The organism is Methylobacterium sp. CM6257, assembly GCF_054611515.1.
The window spans coordinates 6,503,957-6,518,295 of the sequence record NZ_CM137735.1 but is presented as its reverse complement, the minus strand read 5'-3'; the positions used below and the strand labels follow the sequence as shown (position 1 = coordinate 6,518,295).

17 protein-coding genes and 1 riboswitch are annotated in these 14,339 nt (G+C 72.4%); of the genes, 14 read left to right on the top strand and 3 right to left on the bottom strand.

What is annotated here, in order from left to right:
- Window positions 1-229: 229 nt before the first annotated feature.
- Entirely contained in the window at window positions 230-562 is a 333-nt protein-coding gene (locus ACYCO6_RS31870) for a hypothetical protein (protein WP_459766888.1), read from the top strand.
- 21 nt (window positions 563-583) lie between these two features.
- Here the strand turns inward: ACYCO6_RS31870 and ACYCO6_RS31865 are convergent, their stop codons facing one another.
- Together ACYCO6_RS31865 and ACYCO6_RS31860 are read right to left on the bottom strand one after the other, a co-directional pair.
- The gene (locus tag ACYCO6_RS31865; protein ID WP_459766886.1) at window positions 584-1,270 is read right to left on the bottom strand and encodes an SDR family oxidoreductase; all 687 of its coding nucleotides are present in this window, start codon (window positions 1,268-1,270) and stop codon (window positions 584-586) included.
- 95 nt (window positions 1,271-1,365) lie between these two features.
- Window positions 1,366-2,076, bottom strand: coding sequence for an MgtC/SapB family protein (locus ACYCO6_RS31860; RefSeq protein ID WP_459766884.1), 711 nt, complete (start codon window positions 2,074-2,076; stop codon window positions 1,366-1,368).
- A 221-nt stretch (window positions 2,077-2,297) separates the two neighbouring features.
- On the opposite strand from ACYCO6_RS31860, the gene ACYCO6_RS31855 reads away from it, so the two are divergent.
- From ACYCO6_RS31855 to crcB, 10 genes are all read left to right on the top strand, one after another.
- Window positions 2,298-3,299 (top strand): AAA family ATPase, encoded by a 1,002-nt coding sequence (locus ACYCO6_RS31855; protein WP_459766882.1) that lies wholly within the window; start codon window positions 2,298-2,300, stop codon window positions 3,297-3,299.
- A 107-nt stretch (window positions 3,300-3,406) separates the two neighbouring features.
- Window positions 3,407-4,270 (top strand): DUF58 domain-containing protein, encoded by an 864-nt coding sequence (locus ACYCO6_RS31850; RefSeq protein ID WP_459766880.1) that lies wholly within the window; start codon window positions 3,407-3,409, stop codon window positions 4,268-4,270.
- Window positions 4,271-4,294: 24 nt separating this feature from the next.
- Window positions 4,295-4,759, top strand: a complete 465-nt coding sequence (locus ACYCO6_RS31845) for a DUF4381 family protein (protein ID WP_459766878.1) — start codon at window positions 4,295-4,297, stop codon at window positions 4,757-4,759.
- Complete coding sequence (locus ACYCO6_RS31840) at window positions 4,756-5,793, top strand: VWA domain-containing protein (protein ID WP_459766876.1); 1,038 nt, start codon at window positions 4,756-4,758, stop codon at window positions 5,791-5,793. The genes ACYCO6_RS31845 and ACYCO6_RS31840 overlap by 4 nt, the downstream gene beginning before the upstream one ends.
- 169 nt (window positions 5,794-5,962) lie before the next feature.
- On the top strand, window positions 5,963-6,892 hold the full coding sequence (locus tag ACYCO6_RS31835) for a VWA domain-containing protein (RefSeq protein WP_459766874.1): 930 nt from the start codon (window positions 5,963-5,965) through the stop codon (window positions 6,890-6,892).
- Window positions 6,892-7,812 carry a tetratricopeptide repeat protein gene (locus tag ACYCO6_RS31830; protein ID WP_459766872.1) on the top strand — a complete coding sequence of 307 codons (921 nt, stop codon included), beginning with the start codon at window positions 6,892-6,894 and terminating at the stop codon, window positions 7,810-7,812. Before ACYCO6_RS31835 ends, ACYCO6_RS31830 begins: the two co-directional genes overlap by 1 nt.
- 59 nt (window positions 7,813-7,871) lie before the next feature.
- Window positions 7,872-9,128, top strand: coding sequence for a hypothetical protein (locus tag ACYCO6_RS31825; RefSeq protein ID WP_459766870.1), 1,257 nt, complete (start codon window positions 7,872-7,874; stop codon window positions 9,126-9,128).
- Window positions 9,129-9,244: 116 nt separating this feature from the next.
- Window positions 9,245-9,676: an EF-hand domain-containing protein gene (locus tag ACYCO6_RS31820; RefSeq protein WP_459766868.1), complete on the top strand. Its 432-nt coding sequence runs from the start codon at window positions 9,245-9,247 to the stop codon at window positions 9,674-9,676.
- 178 nt (window positions 9,677-9,854) lie between these two features.
- Complete coding sequence (locus ACYCO6_RS31815) at window positions 9,855-10,364, top strand: hypothetical protein (RefSeq protein ID WP_459766866.1); 510 nt, start codon at window positions 9,855-9,857, stop codon at window positions 10,362-10,364.
- Window positions 10,365-10,439: 75 nt separating this feature from the next.
- Window positions 10,440-10,512: riboswitch (Fluoride riboswitch) on the top strand.
- 84 nt (window positions 10,513-10,596) lie between these two features.
- Window positions 10,597-10,989: a fluoride efflux transporter CrcB gene (gene crcB / locus ACYCO6_RS31810; RefSeq protein WP_459766864.1), complete on the top strand. Its 393-nt coding sequence runs from the start codon at window positions 10,597-10,599 to the stop codon at window positions 10,987-10,989.
- Between the two features lie 10 nt (window positions 10,990-10,999).
- On the opposite strand, the gene ACYCO6_RS31805 is transcribed toward crcB, so the two are convergent.
- Window positions 11,000-11,830 (bottom strand): pyruvate, water dikinase regulatory protein, encoded by an 831-nt coding sequence (locus tag ACYCO6_RS31805; protein ID WP_459766862.1) that lies wholly within the window; start codon window positions 11,828-11,830, stop codon window positions 11,000-11,002.
- A 463-nt stretch (window positions 11,831-12,293) separates the two neighbouring features.
- Here ACYCO6_RS31805 and ACYCO6_RS31800 point away from each other — a divergent pair, with 463 nt between their 5' ends.
- The 3 genes from ACYCO6_RS31800 to ACYCO6_RS31790 all read left to right on the top strand — a co-directional run bounded on the left by ACYCO6_RS31800 (window position 12,294) and on the right by ACYCO6_RS31790 (window position 14,303).
- Window positions 12,294-13,430, top strand: a complete 1,137-nt coding sequence (locus ACYCO6_RS31800; protein WP_459766860.1) for a uroporphyrinogen decarboxylase — start codon at window positions 12,294-12,296, stop codon at window positions 13,428-13,430.
- A gap of 4 nt (window positions 13,431-13,434) precedes the next feature.
- Window positions 13,435-13,866 (top strand): protoporphyrinogen oxidase HemJ, encoded by a 432-nt coding sequence (gene hemJ, locus ACYCO6_RS31795; protein WP_459766858.1) that lies wholly within the window; start codon window positions 13,435-13,437, stop codon window positions 13,864-13,866.
- 83 nt (window positions 13,867-13,949) lie between these two features.
- A complete protein-coding gene (locus ACYCO6_RS31790; protein WP_459766855.1) occupies window positions 13,950-14,303 on the top strand; it encodes a lysozyme inhibitor LprI family protein in 354 nt (117 codons plus the stop codon).
- The last annotated feature ends 36 nt before the right edge of the window (window positions 14,304-14,339 follow it).

Here is a 14,339-nt window from a genome sequence, read left to right as displayed (position 1 = left end):
GCCCATTGCGTCCCACGCCCTGCGCTCCTATGTCGCAGACGGGGCGGGACGGGAAGGATTCTGCCGCGAGATTGTTCGTGTGCTCGGCGAAGACCTCGCCGCCCTGCTTATTTCGGCATCACGCTCCCACCAGACATGTGCCCACGACGTCCGACACACGTCTTTGATGCACTGCACAACCGGACCGGAAGGCGCTATGTCTTTACGCATGAAGACCGCGAGTCGCCCCGTGAAGAAGACGCCGAAGAGCTTCGCCGACCTGCCGCCGATTCGCGTCCGCCGCGAGCCGCCGACCGTGAACGAGGCCGTCGCCGCCGCCCAGGATCTCGCCGACGATGTCGAGCAGCAGGTGGAGATCGCCGCGGGCCTGATGGGCCTTCCGGTCGAGGAGGTCCGCCCGCACGTCCTAGCGGCCAAGAAGGCCAAGCCCGAGCGCGCCCCTGAGCGGATCCTGACCCATGCGAGCCCGAGCCGGGCGCCCCGCACCGTGGTGGTCGAGCGCCGCACCCGCCCGACCGTGGTGATCGAGCGGCGCAGCCGCCCCCTCGATCCCCGCCGCTGACCGGCCCTCACCCGGGCCGCATCACCACGGCAGCGTCTCGCCGCGGTAATCGAGGTAGTGGGCACCCGGCCGGCCGAGATGCGCCGTGATCACGTCGGCGAGGCCCGTGACGCTGGTCGCCACGTCGATATCGGCCTCCTCTCCGCCCATGTCGGTGCGCACCCAGCCCGGGTGCAGGATCAGCACGGACAGGTTCTCCGCTCGGTGGCGGATCTCGAAGCTGCGCGCCAGGGTGTTCAGCGCCGCCTTGCTGGCCCGGTAGGTCTCCCAGCCGCCGGTGTCGTTCAGGCTGACGCTGCCGAGGATCGAGCTCATCAGGGCGATGCTGCCGCCGGGCGCGAGGCGATCCAGGAAGGCTTCGGCGAAGCGGATCGGGCTGATCGCGTTGGTGAGGTAGACCTGCGCGGCCACCGCCCGCGGCACCGCGTGCAGCGGGTCGTGCGCCTGGGTGGCGACGCCCGCCACCACGAAGACCAGCTCGAAGGTCTGCGCGGCCAGACGATCGTGCAGGGCGGAGACGCCGGCATCGTCGTCGATGTCGGCGGTCTCGATGCGCAGGGCGGCCGAGTCGAGCCGGGCGAGATCGGGGGACGGCGTGCGCTGGGTCGCGGTGACATGCCAGCCGCGCGCCAGGAAGGTCTCGACGAGGCCGAGCCCCAGGCCGCGCGAGGCTCCGACGATCAGCGCGCTCTTGTGCGATTGGGTCATGGTTCTCCTCCGGGATCGGCCGGATAAGGTCCGATCGGGTTCGGAGGTTTCGTGGCCGCGGCCTTCCAGGTTCCGATCAGGCCAGGTCCCGAAAATCAATCGGCGGTCTGGACCGACCAGGTGGCGTGGCGGATGCCCGGGGCGCGGGCGAGCTCGGCCGTGACCGCGTCGAGCTCCTCGGCCTTCACGGCGCTGGCCGTGAGGGTCGCCACCACGTCGACCGCGCTCTCGCCGCGCTCCTCGATCCCGACGCTGCCGACCGGGTAGTTCGCCGCCTCCAGACGCTCCACAAGGAGGTCCTGCGCCGGCCCGGCCTCGCCCGGCGCTGTGGTGACTTGGACCTCGTAGGTCGCCTCGGTCTCGGATTCGCGGATCGGCGCGCGGTTGATGGCGTTCACGAGCGGCCGGAGCGCCGTGTTGCAGGCGAGCACGGCCGTCATCACGAAGACGGCCTCCAGGGGCAGATCGGCGCCGCAGAATGCGCCCACCGCCGCCGAGCACCAGAGGGTGGCGGCCGTGTTGAGGCCGCGGACATTCATGCCCTCCTTCATGATCACGCCGGCGCCGAGGAAGCCGATGCCCGAGATCACGTAGGCCACCGTGCGGGTGCCGCCGTCCGGGCCGGTCAGCCGCATACCGAGATCGACGAAGGCGCAGGCGCCGACCGCCACCAGCACGGCCGTGCGAAGGCCCGCGGTGCGCTGCCGGTACTGCCGCTCGGCGCCGATCACCGTGCCAAGCACGAAGGCCACGATCAGACCGATGGCGGATTTGAGCTCTTCGGGGAGGGACGCGTAGCTGGTCATCCGCCGTCTCTTGGAAGCGGGGAGGTGACGAAACCGTGACACCATGGCCCGGGCAAGGCCCGAAAGCGGGGCCGGATCGGGATTGACGGCCGCACCGGGCAGCGGGCACACCGGCCAGAGCCTGAGGATCCCTTAAGAATGTGGGACCCGGCCGAGGAGACGTGCAGGATGCAGCACACGGCCCCCGCGGCGGACACGGTCCGCGCAGGATTTCTCTCCGCATGAGCGGCGCCCTCGCCGAACGCCGGCCCCAGATCATCCCGGATGAAGGCCTGCACGGCCGCGTCATGGCGCTGCGCGAGGGGCTGGAGCGCGGCCTGATCGGCAGCGCCGGCCTCGTCGAGCGCCTGCTGATCGGGCTCCTGACCGGCGGCCACCTGCTGATCGAGGGCGCGCCGGGCCTCGCCAAGACCCGCGCGGTCAAGCGGCTCGCCGACGGCCTCGACGGCTCCTTCGCGCGCATCCAGTGCACCCCGGACCTGATGCCGGCCGATCTCACCGGCACCACCGTCTGGCGCCAGGACAGCGGCACCTTCGAGTTCCTGCCCGGGCCCCTGTTCCACGCCCTCGTGCTGGTGGACGAGGTCAACCGCGCGCCGCCCAAGGTGCAGTCGGCGCTGCTCGAATCCATGGCCGAGGGTCAGGTCACGGTCTCGGGCCACACCCGCCGCCTGTCCGATCCGTTCATGGTCGTGGCGACCCAGAACCCGATCGAGCATGCCGGCACCTTCCCGCTGCCGGAGGCGCAGCTCGACCGCTTCCTGCTCCACGTCGTGGTCGACATGCCCGACGAGACCACCGAGCGGGCGATCCTCGATCTCGTCGAGGGCGAGATCACCCATCACGTCGACGCGATGACCATGCGCCTGTCGCTCGCGGACGTGCGCGCCGCCCGGGAAGCAGCGCTCGCCACCTACGTGTCGCCGGCGCTGAAGGATTATCTGGTCCGGCTCGTGGCGGCGACCCGCACCGACGCGGCCGCTCCGGACCTGCGCGCCATGATCGAGCATCCGGCCTCGCCGCGCGGCACCCTGGCGCTGATGATGGCTGGCAAGGCGCGGGCCTGGCTGCGGGGCCGTGACCACGTGATCCCCGAGGACGTCACCGAGCTGGCCCGTGACGCCCTCTCCCACCGCATCGGCCTGACCTGGCGGGCGGCCGCCGAAGGTCAGACGGCGCGCGGCCTCGTCGGCGAGCTGGTGCAGCGGGTGCGGGCGCTCTGACGGTGTTGAGGTTCGGGCAGGATCGGGACTCATCCCCTGCCCCCCTCACGGGGGAGAGCGGGCGAGGCGGCCGCGATCCCGGCATTCACCTCTCGGGCGAAGCGCTGATGGGCATGCGGCACCTCGCGCGGCGGGGCTCGGCCCCCACGACCCGGACCCTGGCGGGGCTGCCGGGTGGCATCGTCACGCGGCGCCGCGGGCGGGGCTCCGAGCCGGAGGACGTGCGCCTCTGGTCCGAGGGCGACGACCGCCGCTTCATCGACCGCAACGCCACGGCCCGCACCGGGCAGCTGCACGTGCGCACCCACCACGACGAGCGCGACCGTGCGGTGGTGGTGCTCGCCGATTTCCGGCCCTCGATGCTGTTCGGCACCCGCCGGGCCCTGCGCTCGGTGGCGGCCGCCGAGGCCCTGGCGCTGCTCGGCTGGCGGGTCGCCGCCGATGGCGGCCGGGTCGGCCTCGCGGTGGCGGCTTCGGGCGCGCCCACCGTGCTGCGGCCGGCGGGCGGTGAGCGCGCCATGATCGCGGTGACAGGCGCTCTCGCCCAGGCCCATGCGGACGCCCTCGACGCGGTGTCCGGATCGTCAGCTCACGCGGAGCCGCCGCTTGAGGCGACGCTCGGCCTCGCCCGCAGCCTGCTGCCCGCCGGTGGCCATCTCGTCGTCGCCAGTGCCCTCGACGACCCCGGGCCGGGCTTCGACGAGCTCCTGACGCTGCTCGCCGAGCGGATCGCGATCCGGCTGATCCTGGTCAGCGACGCCTTCGAGCGCGCCCGGCCGCCGGGCTTCTACCCGTTCGCCCTGGCGGACGGGCGCCGCGGGACCGCATTGCCGGCGGCAACGCCCGCCGGACAGGCCGAGGCGCGGCTCGCCGATTATGCCCGCCGCGGCATCGCGGGCGTGCGCCTCGACGTCGAGGCGGGGCCCGAGGCCTACGCGCCGCTCATGGAGCGCCTCGATGCAGTGCTGTGAGGCCGGATCCGGCGGGTCGGCGCGATGAATCCCGTCGAGACCCCGCTCAGCCTGGACCAGCTCCGCGGCCTGCACCTGCCCGGTGGTGCCGCGGGCGCCGTGCAGGGCGAGATCGTCGCGGCGGCCTGCATGGGCTTCCTGGCCGCCCTGCTGGTGGGTCTCGTGCGATACGTGCGCAGTCGGGCGCGGGCCAGCGTCCGCCGGGCGGCGCTCGCCGAGCTCGCCCGGAGCCGCAGTCTCGACCCGGACGCCCGCCTCGTGGCTCAGGCTCGCCTGCTGCGCCGCCTCGGCCGGACGCTCGGCGGCGACGCCGAGGCCGGAACCACGGGCGCCGACTGGGCCGCCCGCCTGGACGCCCGGCTCAGGACCGATTTCTTCACCCGGGGTGCCGGGCGGGTTCTGGCCGACGGGCTCTACCGGCGGCAGGCGCCGGATCTCGATGCCCTAGACGCCGAACTCGGGCGCCTGATCGGACGGCTGCGGACATGAGCGGCGTCCTGCCCGCCGGGCTCAGCGCCGTCCTGTCAGCCTTCGACCTGGCCGCGCCCTGGGCGCTGCTGGCCCTGCCCCTGCCGCTGCTGGCCGCCCGCCTGATCCCGGCCGAGCCGGAGGGCGGCAGCGGCGCCCTGCTTGTGCCCGGCACCCTGGTGGGCGACGCGCGCGCCGGAGTCGATCTCGCCGCCCGCGGCCGTCGCCGCGCTTTTCTCACCTGGACGCTCTGGATCGCCCTGGTGGTGGCGCTGTCGGGTCCGCGTCTGGTCATGCCGGCGGCGGCCCTCCCGGCTTCCGGCCGCGAGATCATGATCGCCATGGACCTGTCGGGCTCCATGGAGCGTCGCGATTTCGCCATCGACGGCGAGACCGTGACCCGGCTCGCCGCGGTCAAGCGCGTCGGTACCGATTTCATCCGGCGGCGGGCCGGGGACCGGATCGGTCTCGTGATCTTCGCCGATCAGGCCTACGTGGCGGCGGCCCCGAGCTTCGACACCGCCGCGGTCGCCCGTGCCCTCGACGAGGCGACGATCGGCATCAGCGGCCGCTCCACCGGCATCGGCGACGGGCTCGGGCTCGCCCTGCGGCGCCTGGATTCCCGGGATGCGGAGGGCGACGCCGCAGCCGGGAACAAGGCTGGCGACGAGGCCGCGAAGGCCGTGATCCTGCTGTCGGACGGCGCGAACAATGCCGGCCAGACCGCCCCCAAGGACGTGGCCGAGCTCGCCGGGGAACTGGGTATCAAGGTCTACACCATCGCGCTCGGCCCCCGGGACATGGCCGATGCCGACGGCGAGCAGGACGTGGTGGACACCGACACCCTGCGCGAGATGGCGCAGGCGAGCGGCGGCGAGGCGTTCCGGGTGCGCACCACCGAGGATCTGGTCCGCGTCGCCGACGCCATCGACCGGCTGGAAGGGGCGCGCGCCCTAGCGCCGCCCCTGCCCCTGCGCCGGGACCTCTGGCCCTGGCCGGCCGCCTTGGCGCTCCTGAGCGCCGCCGCGCTTCTCGCCAGCCGGAGGGGGGCGTGATGTTCCCGCGTGTCTCGGCCCCTCCAGCGCGCGCCCTCATCCTGAGGCGCCGGAGCGCTGCGGAGGCCGCGAAGGAGCCCTCCAGCCGGCCGCGCGATCTCTGGAACCCTCCTTCGAGGCCGCTGACGCGGCACCTCAGGATGCGGGCGCGCGTGGGAAGACCGGCCCGATGAGTGCCCTTCACGCCTTCGCGCTGCTGCGCCCCTGGTGGATCCTGGCGATCCCGATCGTCGCCCTGCTGACGCTCCGCGCCGCGTGGCGCTCGGCGCCGCTCGGTGACTGGGTCCGGGCGGTGGATCCGGCGCTGATGGCGCATCTCGCCCGCATCGGCGCCGTGCTGGGCGGCCGGCGGCAGGCCAACCTCGCCGCCGCGGTCACGGCCGGGCTGATCGCCCTCGCGCTGACCGGCCCGGCGGTGGAGCGGGCGGACGGGCGGACCTTCCGTAACCTCGACGAGACGGTGCTCGTGGTCGACCTTTCCCGCTCCGTCACGGAAGGCGGCAATCTCCAGTCCGTCCGGCAGGCCGCCGCCGCCGTGGCCGAGGCTGCCGGCACCCGGGCCGTCTCCCTCGTGGTCTATGCGGGCGACGCCTATCTCGCGGCCTCGCCGACCACCGATCGCGACAGCCTCGGCACCACCCTGTTTTCGCTGGACGCCGACACGGTGCCGGACCGCGGCTCCCATCCCGAGCGCGGGCTGGCGCTCGCCCGCCGCACGCTCGCGGAGGCCAACGTGGTGGCGGCTGACGTGGTGCTGATCAGTGACGGCGACGGGATCGGCGAGGCCGCCACCCGGGAGGCGCGGGCGATCGCCCAGCAGGGCTGGCGGCTCCAGGCCCTGTTCGTCCCCGCCGACAAGCCGCTCCCGCCCGGCGCCCCGAAACCCGACCGGGCGGCCCTCGACGCCCTCGCCCGGGCCGGCGGCGGGGCCGTGGCCGACATCGAAACCCCGGGCCCGGTGCTCGACGCGGTCGGTGCCGGCCTCGCCCAGCACCTCGCGGCCGGCGGCTACGGGGTCCTGGCTTACGCGGATCTCGGGCGCTGGCTGTTGCTGATCGCGGCCCTGCCGGCGCTGGTCCTGTTCCGCAGGAGCGCGTGATGCGGCTGACCTTGCCCGCCACGGGTCTCGCCGCCCCGCTCCGGGCCGGCCTGCCGCCGCGCTGGCGGCGCCGCGCCCGGACCGCCGGCCTCGCGCTCGCAGGCGTCGGCCTCCTGGCGCTGCTCGCCGTCTCGCAGCCCCGCACCGGGTTCGGGCGGCTGCTGATGGGCCTCGGCCTGCCGGGCCTCGCCGCCGACGTGCTCGACGATCCGGCCTGGCGCGCCGCCGCGCTCTACGAGGCCGGCCGCTACGGCGAGGCGATCGCGCTGTTCCGCAACGGCGGGCGGCGCGCGAGCTACAATCTCGGCAACGCGCTCGCGAAAGCGGGCGACCTCGACGGCGCGCTCGCCGCCTACGACGAGGCCCTGCGCTTCAACCCCCGCGACGCCGACGCCCAGGCCAACCGCTCGCTCATCGCCCGGCTGCAGGCCGAGGTGATCGACCGCGGCCCCGGCGGCGGCATCGCCAACGGCACCGGCCAGTACGGCGCCCGCTACAACAACACCGCCAACCAGGATCAGAACAACGACATCAACGCCGCCTCCAGCGGCGAGGGCCTGGCGGGCAACAAGGAGTCGAACGCCAGCGCCTCGCTTCCCGGCAACAGCAAGGTCGCCCGCCGGGGCAAGGCCGAGCAGCAATCGATCGACGCCGGCAAGGGCCAGGCCCGGGGCTCCGCGGGCGACGCGGCGGGCCGCGGCCGGACCGGCGGGGGCTCCGCCATGGTGGCTGAGGCGCCCGAGCGCGAGGTCCGCCGGGTGACGAAGAGCTTCGAGGCCCACGAGATCCGCCCCGACCGGCTCTGGCTCCAGACCCTGCCGGACGACCCGGGCCGCTATCTCAAGCTGCGCCTGCGCGCCGAGCAGACCCGCCGGGTCGAGGCCGGCACCGCGATTCCCGCCGGGAGTAATCCATGGTGACGGTTTCCGAGGTCTCGGACAGCCGCCATTCCTCTCTCCCCCGTGCGGGCGGGAGGGGAATGGCGGCTGTCCTGCTCGCTGCTCTGGTTCTCCTCGTCGCCCCCCGCCCCGTCCGGGCCGAGATCGAGCCGGGCGATCTCACCCTGACGGTGACCGCGGAGCTGAACGGCAACAGCGCCCCCTTCCCCCGCGAGATGGTGCTGTTGAAGATCCACGGGGTCTACAAGCAGCCGATCCTGCTGGAGGAGGTCGTGCAGCCGTCGCTGGCGAACTTCTCCTGGACGCAGCTCGGCCGGGACCATTGGAGCAAGACCAAGCTCCCCGACGGCCAGAGCGCCCTCGCGTTCGACCGCACGGTGGCGGTCTTCCCGCACCATGCGGGCCAGTTCACCATCGAGCCGTTCGTCCACAAGCTCACCGTCAACGATGTCGGCGAGCGGCGGGTGGTCGAGGTCCACTCGCAGCCGATCCCCTTCCCGGTGGCGCAATGGGCGGAGCCCGCCGGCGGCCCGGATGCCAAGGAGCCCTGGTGGCTGCCCGCCAAGGACGTGGCGATCACCGATTCCTGGAGCCCGGACCCCGAGACCGTGAAGGTCGGCGAGACCACCCGGCGGATCGTCACCCTGGAGGCCCAGGGCATGGTCGCCGAGGGCCTGCCGCCGCGGCCGGTGATGCGCACCCGCGGCATCATCACCTTCGCGGGGCCCGTCACCCGCGAGACCCTGCTGACCCCCTCCGGTCCGGTGGCTCGGGCCACCTACCAGTGGGACGTGAAGCCCGGCGTGCCGGAGGTGATCCCCCTCGACGCCATCGCGATCCCGTGGTTCGACACCAACACCCGCACGATGCGCGAGACCGAGATCCCGGCCCGGCAGATCGGCGGCGGCCTGCCCGATCGCGAGACCGGCGCGGCCCCGCCCCCGATCCCCTCGCCGCTCGTGGTCGCCGCCGCGGCGCTGGCCGCCTTCGGGCTCGGGCTGGCGCTGATCGGCTTCGGCCTTGGCCGCCCCTCCCTGCGGCTTTCAGCCCCGGCCCGCCGGGACCTGCACGCGGCGGCCCGGGCGGGCGATCCCGCCGGATTCCGGGCGGCCCTGGACGCGGCGATGCGGGAGGCCCCGGACCTCATCCGGATCTGGCGGACGCGGCCTGACCTTGTGGCCGCGTTCGCCGCCCTCGACCGGTCGGTCTTCGGCGCGTCGGGCGCCCCCGTCCCGGATCTGCGGGCGCTGGCCCGTGCCCTGTCGCGTCCCGAACGGGTCGCCGCCGCGGACCGGGCACCGGACCGGCTCGCCCCTCTCGACGGACCGGCCCGCTGACCGTCCGGACGGCGGGTTCGGCGGGATGATCCTCGGCTTGTGAACGCCCCTCCGGGAACGGCACGCTGCATGGCGGCTTGGGCTGCCGGCGCTGATCGCCACCGGAGATTTCGTTCATGCCCGCGATCCTGAACAGACCCGCCTGCGCGCTGGCCGCGACGCTCGTCGTCGGCTTGGCCGTCCCGGCCGCGCGCCCGTCCTCGGCCTTCGCCCGGGCCTCCGGCACCGAGCGCACACTGAAGATGGTCGATACCGACAACGACGGCACCATCGATCTGGCCGAGGCCCAGGCCGCGGCCGGTCAGACCTTCGACGCCGCCGAGAAGGACAAGGACGGCACCGTCGACGCCAAGGAATTGAAGGGCCGGATCAGCAAGAGGGACCTGAAGGCCGCCGATGGAGATGCCGACGGCACCCTCGACCGGAAGGAATACCTCGCCCTGGTTGAGCAGCGCTTCAAGGCGGCCGATCCCGACGGCGATGGCAAGCTCGACGCGAAGGAACTCAAGACCCCGGTGGGACGGAGCCTGCTGCAGCTCCTGAAGTAACCAGCGCCGGTCGTCCCCCGCCGTTGCACAGGGGATGAGCAAGTATTATTCCTGTGCAATGGCTCAGGATCTGGGCAGGCATCAATATTTTGCACTATCTTGCGTCATCTGAAGTGCCTCCTTAGGCTTGCGGTGTCCGAGCGACAAAGCATCGGGCGAACCACCAGGGAGGAGCGCGATGACACGCGCGAACGAGGTCAAGGACAGGTTCCGCGCGCGGCTGCAGGAAGCCGATGCCCGCAGCAACGACTTCCGCAAGAAGCTCTTGGAGGATGGCACGCGGGCGTTGGAACCGGTCGTCGGGGTCCTGAACCTCATGGCCGAGGTCCTCAACGAGGAGGACAACGTCCACGGCAGCATCACTGGCCTCGAGGCCAAGATCGACCAGGACAACTTCATCAGCCTCTGTGCGCGACTGCGCGGCACCGACTCCGAGCAGAAGATCAAGATCAAGTACGGTCCGGAACTCGGCGGCAGCAACTACATCTCGGTCTCGGGCCTGAACCAGCGCTACAACGAGCGCCTCGTGCCGGGCGCCGCGAGCTGCGCCGTCGGCCGGACCGTCGGCAGCGACATCCAGCTCGATGAGAACCGGGGGAACGAGCTGGCCGAGGTGGTCCGCGAGGTCGTCGAGGACTTCTACGCCGCCCAGATCGAGCAGCGCAGCCACTTCGACTTCGCGCGCTGACGCAGCCGGCGGGACGACAGGGCGCGGGGGAGCCGGAAGACCGGATTCCCCTGCCGCGACTCCTGCGCTAAGCTTGTCCGTGATGGGGATGGAGCTCCCCGACAACCGCCCGGCATCCGCGTGCCGGGCTGATGGCTCCTACCGCACGGGCGCGCCTTCAGCCGTCCGCGGTGGGGCCATGCGCCGAAGCCGCGACACGACGAGGCTGCCCGACCGAACCGGAAGGGCAGGCATGATCAACACCCTCATCGTCATCCTCGGGGCCGGGCTCGGCGGCGGTTTCCGCCACGGGGTCAACGTCGCGGTGGCGCGGCTGCTGCCGGGTCTCGGCTTTCCCCTCGCCACCGTGATCATCAACGTGCTCGGCTCGTTCCTGATGGGCGTGCTCGCCGAGGGCTTCGCCCTACGGGGCGCGGCCGGTCACCCGGCCCGGCTGTTCCTGACGACGGGCGTGCTCGGCGGCTTCACCACCTTCTCGACCTTCTCGCTCGACGCGATCAGCCTGTACCAGCGCGGCGAGACGGCGGCTGCTGCGGCCTACGTGCTGGCCTCGGTGGCGGCCGGGCTGGTCGGGCTGGTGGCGGGCCTCGCCCTGGTCCGGGCCGTCCTCGGCGGCGGCGCCTGAACCGACTCTGCTACACGGCGATGAACTTGAGTCTGTGGTCGCGGTAGAGGTCGACGATCGCCGCGGCGGTCTCCTCGATGGAGCGGCGGGTGACGTCGATCGTCGGCCAGCGGTTCCGGGTGAAGAGCCGCCGCGAGGCGGTGATCTCGTCCGCCACCGCCGAGCGGTCGACGTAGAGGGAGGATTCGTCGGCGTTGAGGCTGGAGAGCCGGTTCTGCCGGATCTGCACGATGCGCTCCGGCGAGGCGAACAGGCCGACGACGAGCGGCTTGCGGGCGCGCTCGATCGCCGGCGGCAGGGGCACGCCCGGCACCAGCGGCAGGTTGGTGGTCTTGAGGCCACGATTGGCGAGGTAGATCGAGGTCGGCGTCTTCGAGGTCCGGCTGACGCCCAGCAGGATCACGTCGGCCTCCTCCAGATCCTCCGGGAGATTGCCGTCGTCGTGGGCCAGCGTGAAGTTCATCGCGTCGATGCGCTTGAAGTACTCGGCGTTCAGCATGTGCTGGGCGCCGGGCCGGGCCGTGGTCTCGGCACCGAGATAGGCGCGCAGCAGGTCGTGGACCGGCCGCAGCACCGACAGGCAGGGCGAGCCGGTCTCGCGGGCGACCTCTTCCAGCCGCTCGCCGAGATCGCCGCCGACCAGGGTGTAGAGCACGAGGCCGGGGGCCGCCCGGATCTCCGAGATCACCCGGTCGAGCTGCGCGGCCGAGCGCACCAGCGGGTAGACATGCTCGATCGCCGACACGCCCTCGTACTGTGCGGCCGCCGCGCGCCCGACATTGATCAGCGTCTCGCCGGTGGAGTCGGAGACGAGATGGAGGTGGAAGTAGCTGCGGCCCATCCGGTCGCTTTCGTCGTGCAGCCCACGTTGTCCACCGCCGGCCGCCAGGGGAGTCGATGAATGTGGATAGGATGCCCCGCCGGAGCGGTCCAGGGCAGAGGCGGCGCCGGTTATCGACTCCGCCGTTCACAGCCCGGCGATCCGGGCAGGCGGAATCCGGCCCCGTGGGAGAATCCGGGACGCAAGGAGGGCGCGCACAGGACTCGGCGTAGCCAAGGCGCTGTCGGACCATCCGGTTCTCGCAAGATGGAGCAAATCCTTTAAAGCCCCGTTAACGGCGCGGCGCCGGGGACCGCCTGTGGACCACGTTGCGCGCCCGACTCTCAGCCCCCCAAGAGAAAAAACAGAGTCCTAGATTCTCTCTTATCTTTTCGAAGGGGCCTGTGTGGGGATCGGCGCGCCTCGACTCGACAGGAGGCGCGCCGACGGGCATGCGGGATCGGAAAGCGGGGTGGGAGCGCAGATGACGGGGACGCCGCCGGTGGAACGCACGATGCTGCGTGTCCTCGAAGGGGAAGCGATCGGGCCGCCTCCCGCCTGGATGATGCGCCAGGCGGGCCGCTACCTGCCGGAATACCGGGCGACCCGGGCACAGGCCGGCTCGTTCCTCGACCTCTGCTACAGCCCGGATTTCGCCGTCGAGGTGACGCTGCAGCCGATCCGGCGCTTCGGCTTCGACGCCGCGATCCTGTTCTCGGACATCCTGGTCGTCCCTCACGCGCTCGGCCAAGACGTGCGCTTCGTGGAGGGCGAGGGACCGCGCCTCGATTCGCTCGACGGACGGGCGGCCTTCGCGCGGCTGCGCGAGGCCGGCGATCCGGCGATTTTCTCTCACCTCGCGCCGGTCTTCGAGACCGTCAAGCGGCTGCGCGCCGAACTGCCCGGGCAGACCACGCTGCTGGGCTTCTGCGGCGCCCCCTGGACGGTGGCGAGCTACATGATCGGCGGCCGGGGCACTCCGGACCTCGCCCCCGCGCGGGCGCTCGCCGAGGGCGACACGGCTCTGGTCGACGCCCTGATCGACCGCCTTGTGGCGGTGCAGACCGAGTATCTCGTGCGCCAGTTCGAGGCCGGCGCCGACGCCGTGCAGATCTTCGAATCCCATGCCGGCACCCTGCCGCGGGCCGTGCCGGCCTCGGCCGGCACCGTCGAGCCCGTGGGCGACGCCGCCGAGAGCGCCCTTCCGGGATCCCCCGCCGCCGATGCCCTCACCCGCTGGTCGCTCCAGCCGATCGCCCGGATGGTCGCGGGCGTCCGCGCCCGGGTGCCGGGGGCCAAGATCATCGTCTTCGCCCGCGGATCGGGGCTCGACGGCCACGCGCGTGTGGTGCCGGAGACCGGCGCCGACGCCGTCGGGGTCGATTGGGGCGTGGATCTGAAGACCCTGCGCGCCCGGGTGCCGGCCACTACGGTGACGCAGGGCAACCTGCATCCCGACACGCTGATCGAAGGCGGCGCGGCCCTCGACGCCGCGGTGGACGCGGTGCTGGAGGCGACCGCTGGCCTGCCTCACGTGTTCAACCTCGGCCACGGCATCACGCCGCAGACGCCGGTCGCCCATGTCGAGCGGATGCTCGCCCGGCTTCGTGGCCAAGGCTAGGCGCGTGCTGTACGACTGGATCAAGGCCGGCCACGTCATCAGCCTGATCGCCTGGATGGCCGGGATGCTCTACCTACCGCGGCTGTTCGTCTACCACGCGAGCCTGCCGCCGGGCTCGGAGGCGCAATCGGCGACCTTCAAGGTGATGGAGCGCCGCCTGCTCAAGGCGATCATGAACCCGGCGATGATCGCCACCTGGGTGTTCGGGCTGGTGCTCGCCTGGATGAGCGGCTTCTACGCGAGCCCCTGGCTACAGACGAAGTTCGTGCTGGTCCTGGCGATGTCGGGGATCCACGGCTGGCTCGCCCGGATGGTCAAGGATTTCGCCGCCGACCGGAACACCCGCGGCCATCGGTTCTACCGGGTGCTCAACGAGGTGCCGACGCTGCTGATGATCGGCATCGTCATCCTGGCGATCGTCAAGCCGGGCCTCTGATCCCGGGATCCTGTGATGCCGGCCGGATCCGCTCCGCCGCCGCGGCGGCCGGAGCCTTTCCGCCGCCTGGCCGTTGGGGGGCCATGTCGACGTCGCTGCCCGCCCTGTCCCTCGGATTGCTCGCGTTCCTCGCGACCGGCGCTCCGGCCCGGGCCGCGAGCTTCCCCTGCGAGAAGGCCGAGGCCCCCGACGAGACGGCGATCTGCGCCCACCTTGCCCTCAACGACCGCGACGTCGAGATGGCGACCCGGTTCGAGATCCTGAAGAGCGTGCTGCCCATGGGCGGGCAGGCGAAGCTGCGCGACGATCAGGAGGCGTGGCTGCAGGAGCGCCGCGGCTGCGGCGGCGACGTCGCGTGCCTCACCGCCGCCTACGAGGCGCGGCTCACGGTGTTGCGCGGGGTTCTCTCTGAATTTGCCAAGCAGGGGCCGCAATAGCCGCCGGCGCCCGCGGAGACCGAAGCCTCACGCGGT

Coding starts and splice junctions, on each gene's coding strand:
- ACYCO6_RS31865 (WP_459766886.1), bottom strand. CDS start 1,270: ATGACCCAATCGCACAAGAGCGCGCTGATCGTCGGAGCCTCGCGCGGC.
- ACYCO6_RS31860 (WP_459766884.1), bottom strand. CDS start 2,076: ATGACCAGCTACGCGTCCCTCCCCGAAGAGCTCAAATCCGCCATCGGT.
- ACYCO6_RS31855 (WP_459766882.1), top strand. CDS start 2,298: ATGAGCGGCGCCCTCGCCGAACGCCGGCCCCAGATCATCCCGGATGAA.
- ACYCO6_RS31850 (WP_459766880.1), top strand. CDS start 3,407: ATGGGCATGCGGCACCTCGCGCGGCGGGGCTCGGCCCCCACGACCCGG.
- ACYCO6_RS31845 (WP_459766878.1), top strand. CDS start 4,295: ATGAATCCCGTCGAGACCCCGCTCAGCCTGGACCAGCTCCGCGGCCTG.
- ACYCO6_RS31840 (WP_459766876.1), top strand. CDS start 4,756: ATGAGCGGCGTCCTGCCCGCCGGGCTCAGCGCCGTCCTGTCAGCCTTC.
- ACYCO6_RS31835 (WP_459766874.1), top strand. CDS start 5,963: ATGAGTGCCCTTCACGCCTTCGCGCTGCTGCGCCCCTGGTGGATCCTG.
- ACYCO6_RS31830 (WP_459766872.1), top strand. CDS start 6,892: ATGCGGCTGACCTTGCCCGCCACGGGTCTCGCCGCCCCGCTCCGGGCC.
- ACYCO6_RS31825 (WP_459766870.1), top strand. CDS start 7,872: ATGGCGGCTGTCCTGCTCGCTGCTCTGGTTCTCCTCGTCGCCCCCCGC.
- ACYCO6_RS31820 (WP_459766868.1), top strand. CDS start 9,245: ATGCCCGCGATCCTGAACAGACCCGCCTGCGCGCTGGCCGCGACGCTC.
- ACYCO6_RS31815 (WP_459766866.1), top strand. CDS start 9,855: ATGACACGCGCGAACGAGGTCAAGGACAGGTTCCGCGCGCGGCTGCAG.
- crcB (WP_459766864.1), top strand. CDS start 10,597: ATGATCAACACCCTCATCGTCATCCTCGGGGCCGGGCTCGGCGGCGGT.
- ACYCO6_RS31805 (WP_459766862.1), bottom strand. CDS start 11,830: ATGGGCCGCAGCTACTTCCACCTCCATCTCGTCTCCGACTCCACCGGC.
- ACYCO6_RS31800 (WP_459766860.1), top strand. CDS start 12,294: ATGACGGGGACGCCGCCGGTGGAACGCACGATGCTGCGTGTCCTCGAA.
- ACYCO6_RS31790 (WP_459766855.1), top strand. CDS start 13,950: ATGTCGACGTCGCTGCCCGCCCTGTCCCTCGGATTGCTCGCGTTCCTC.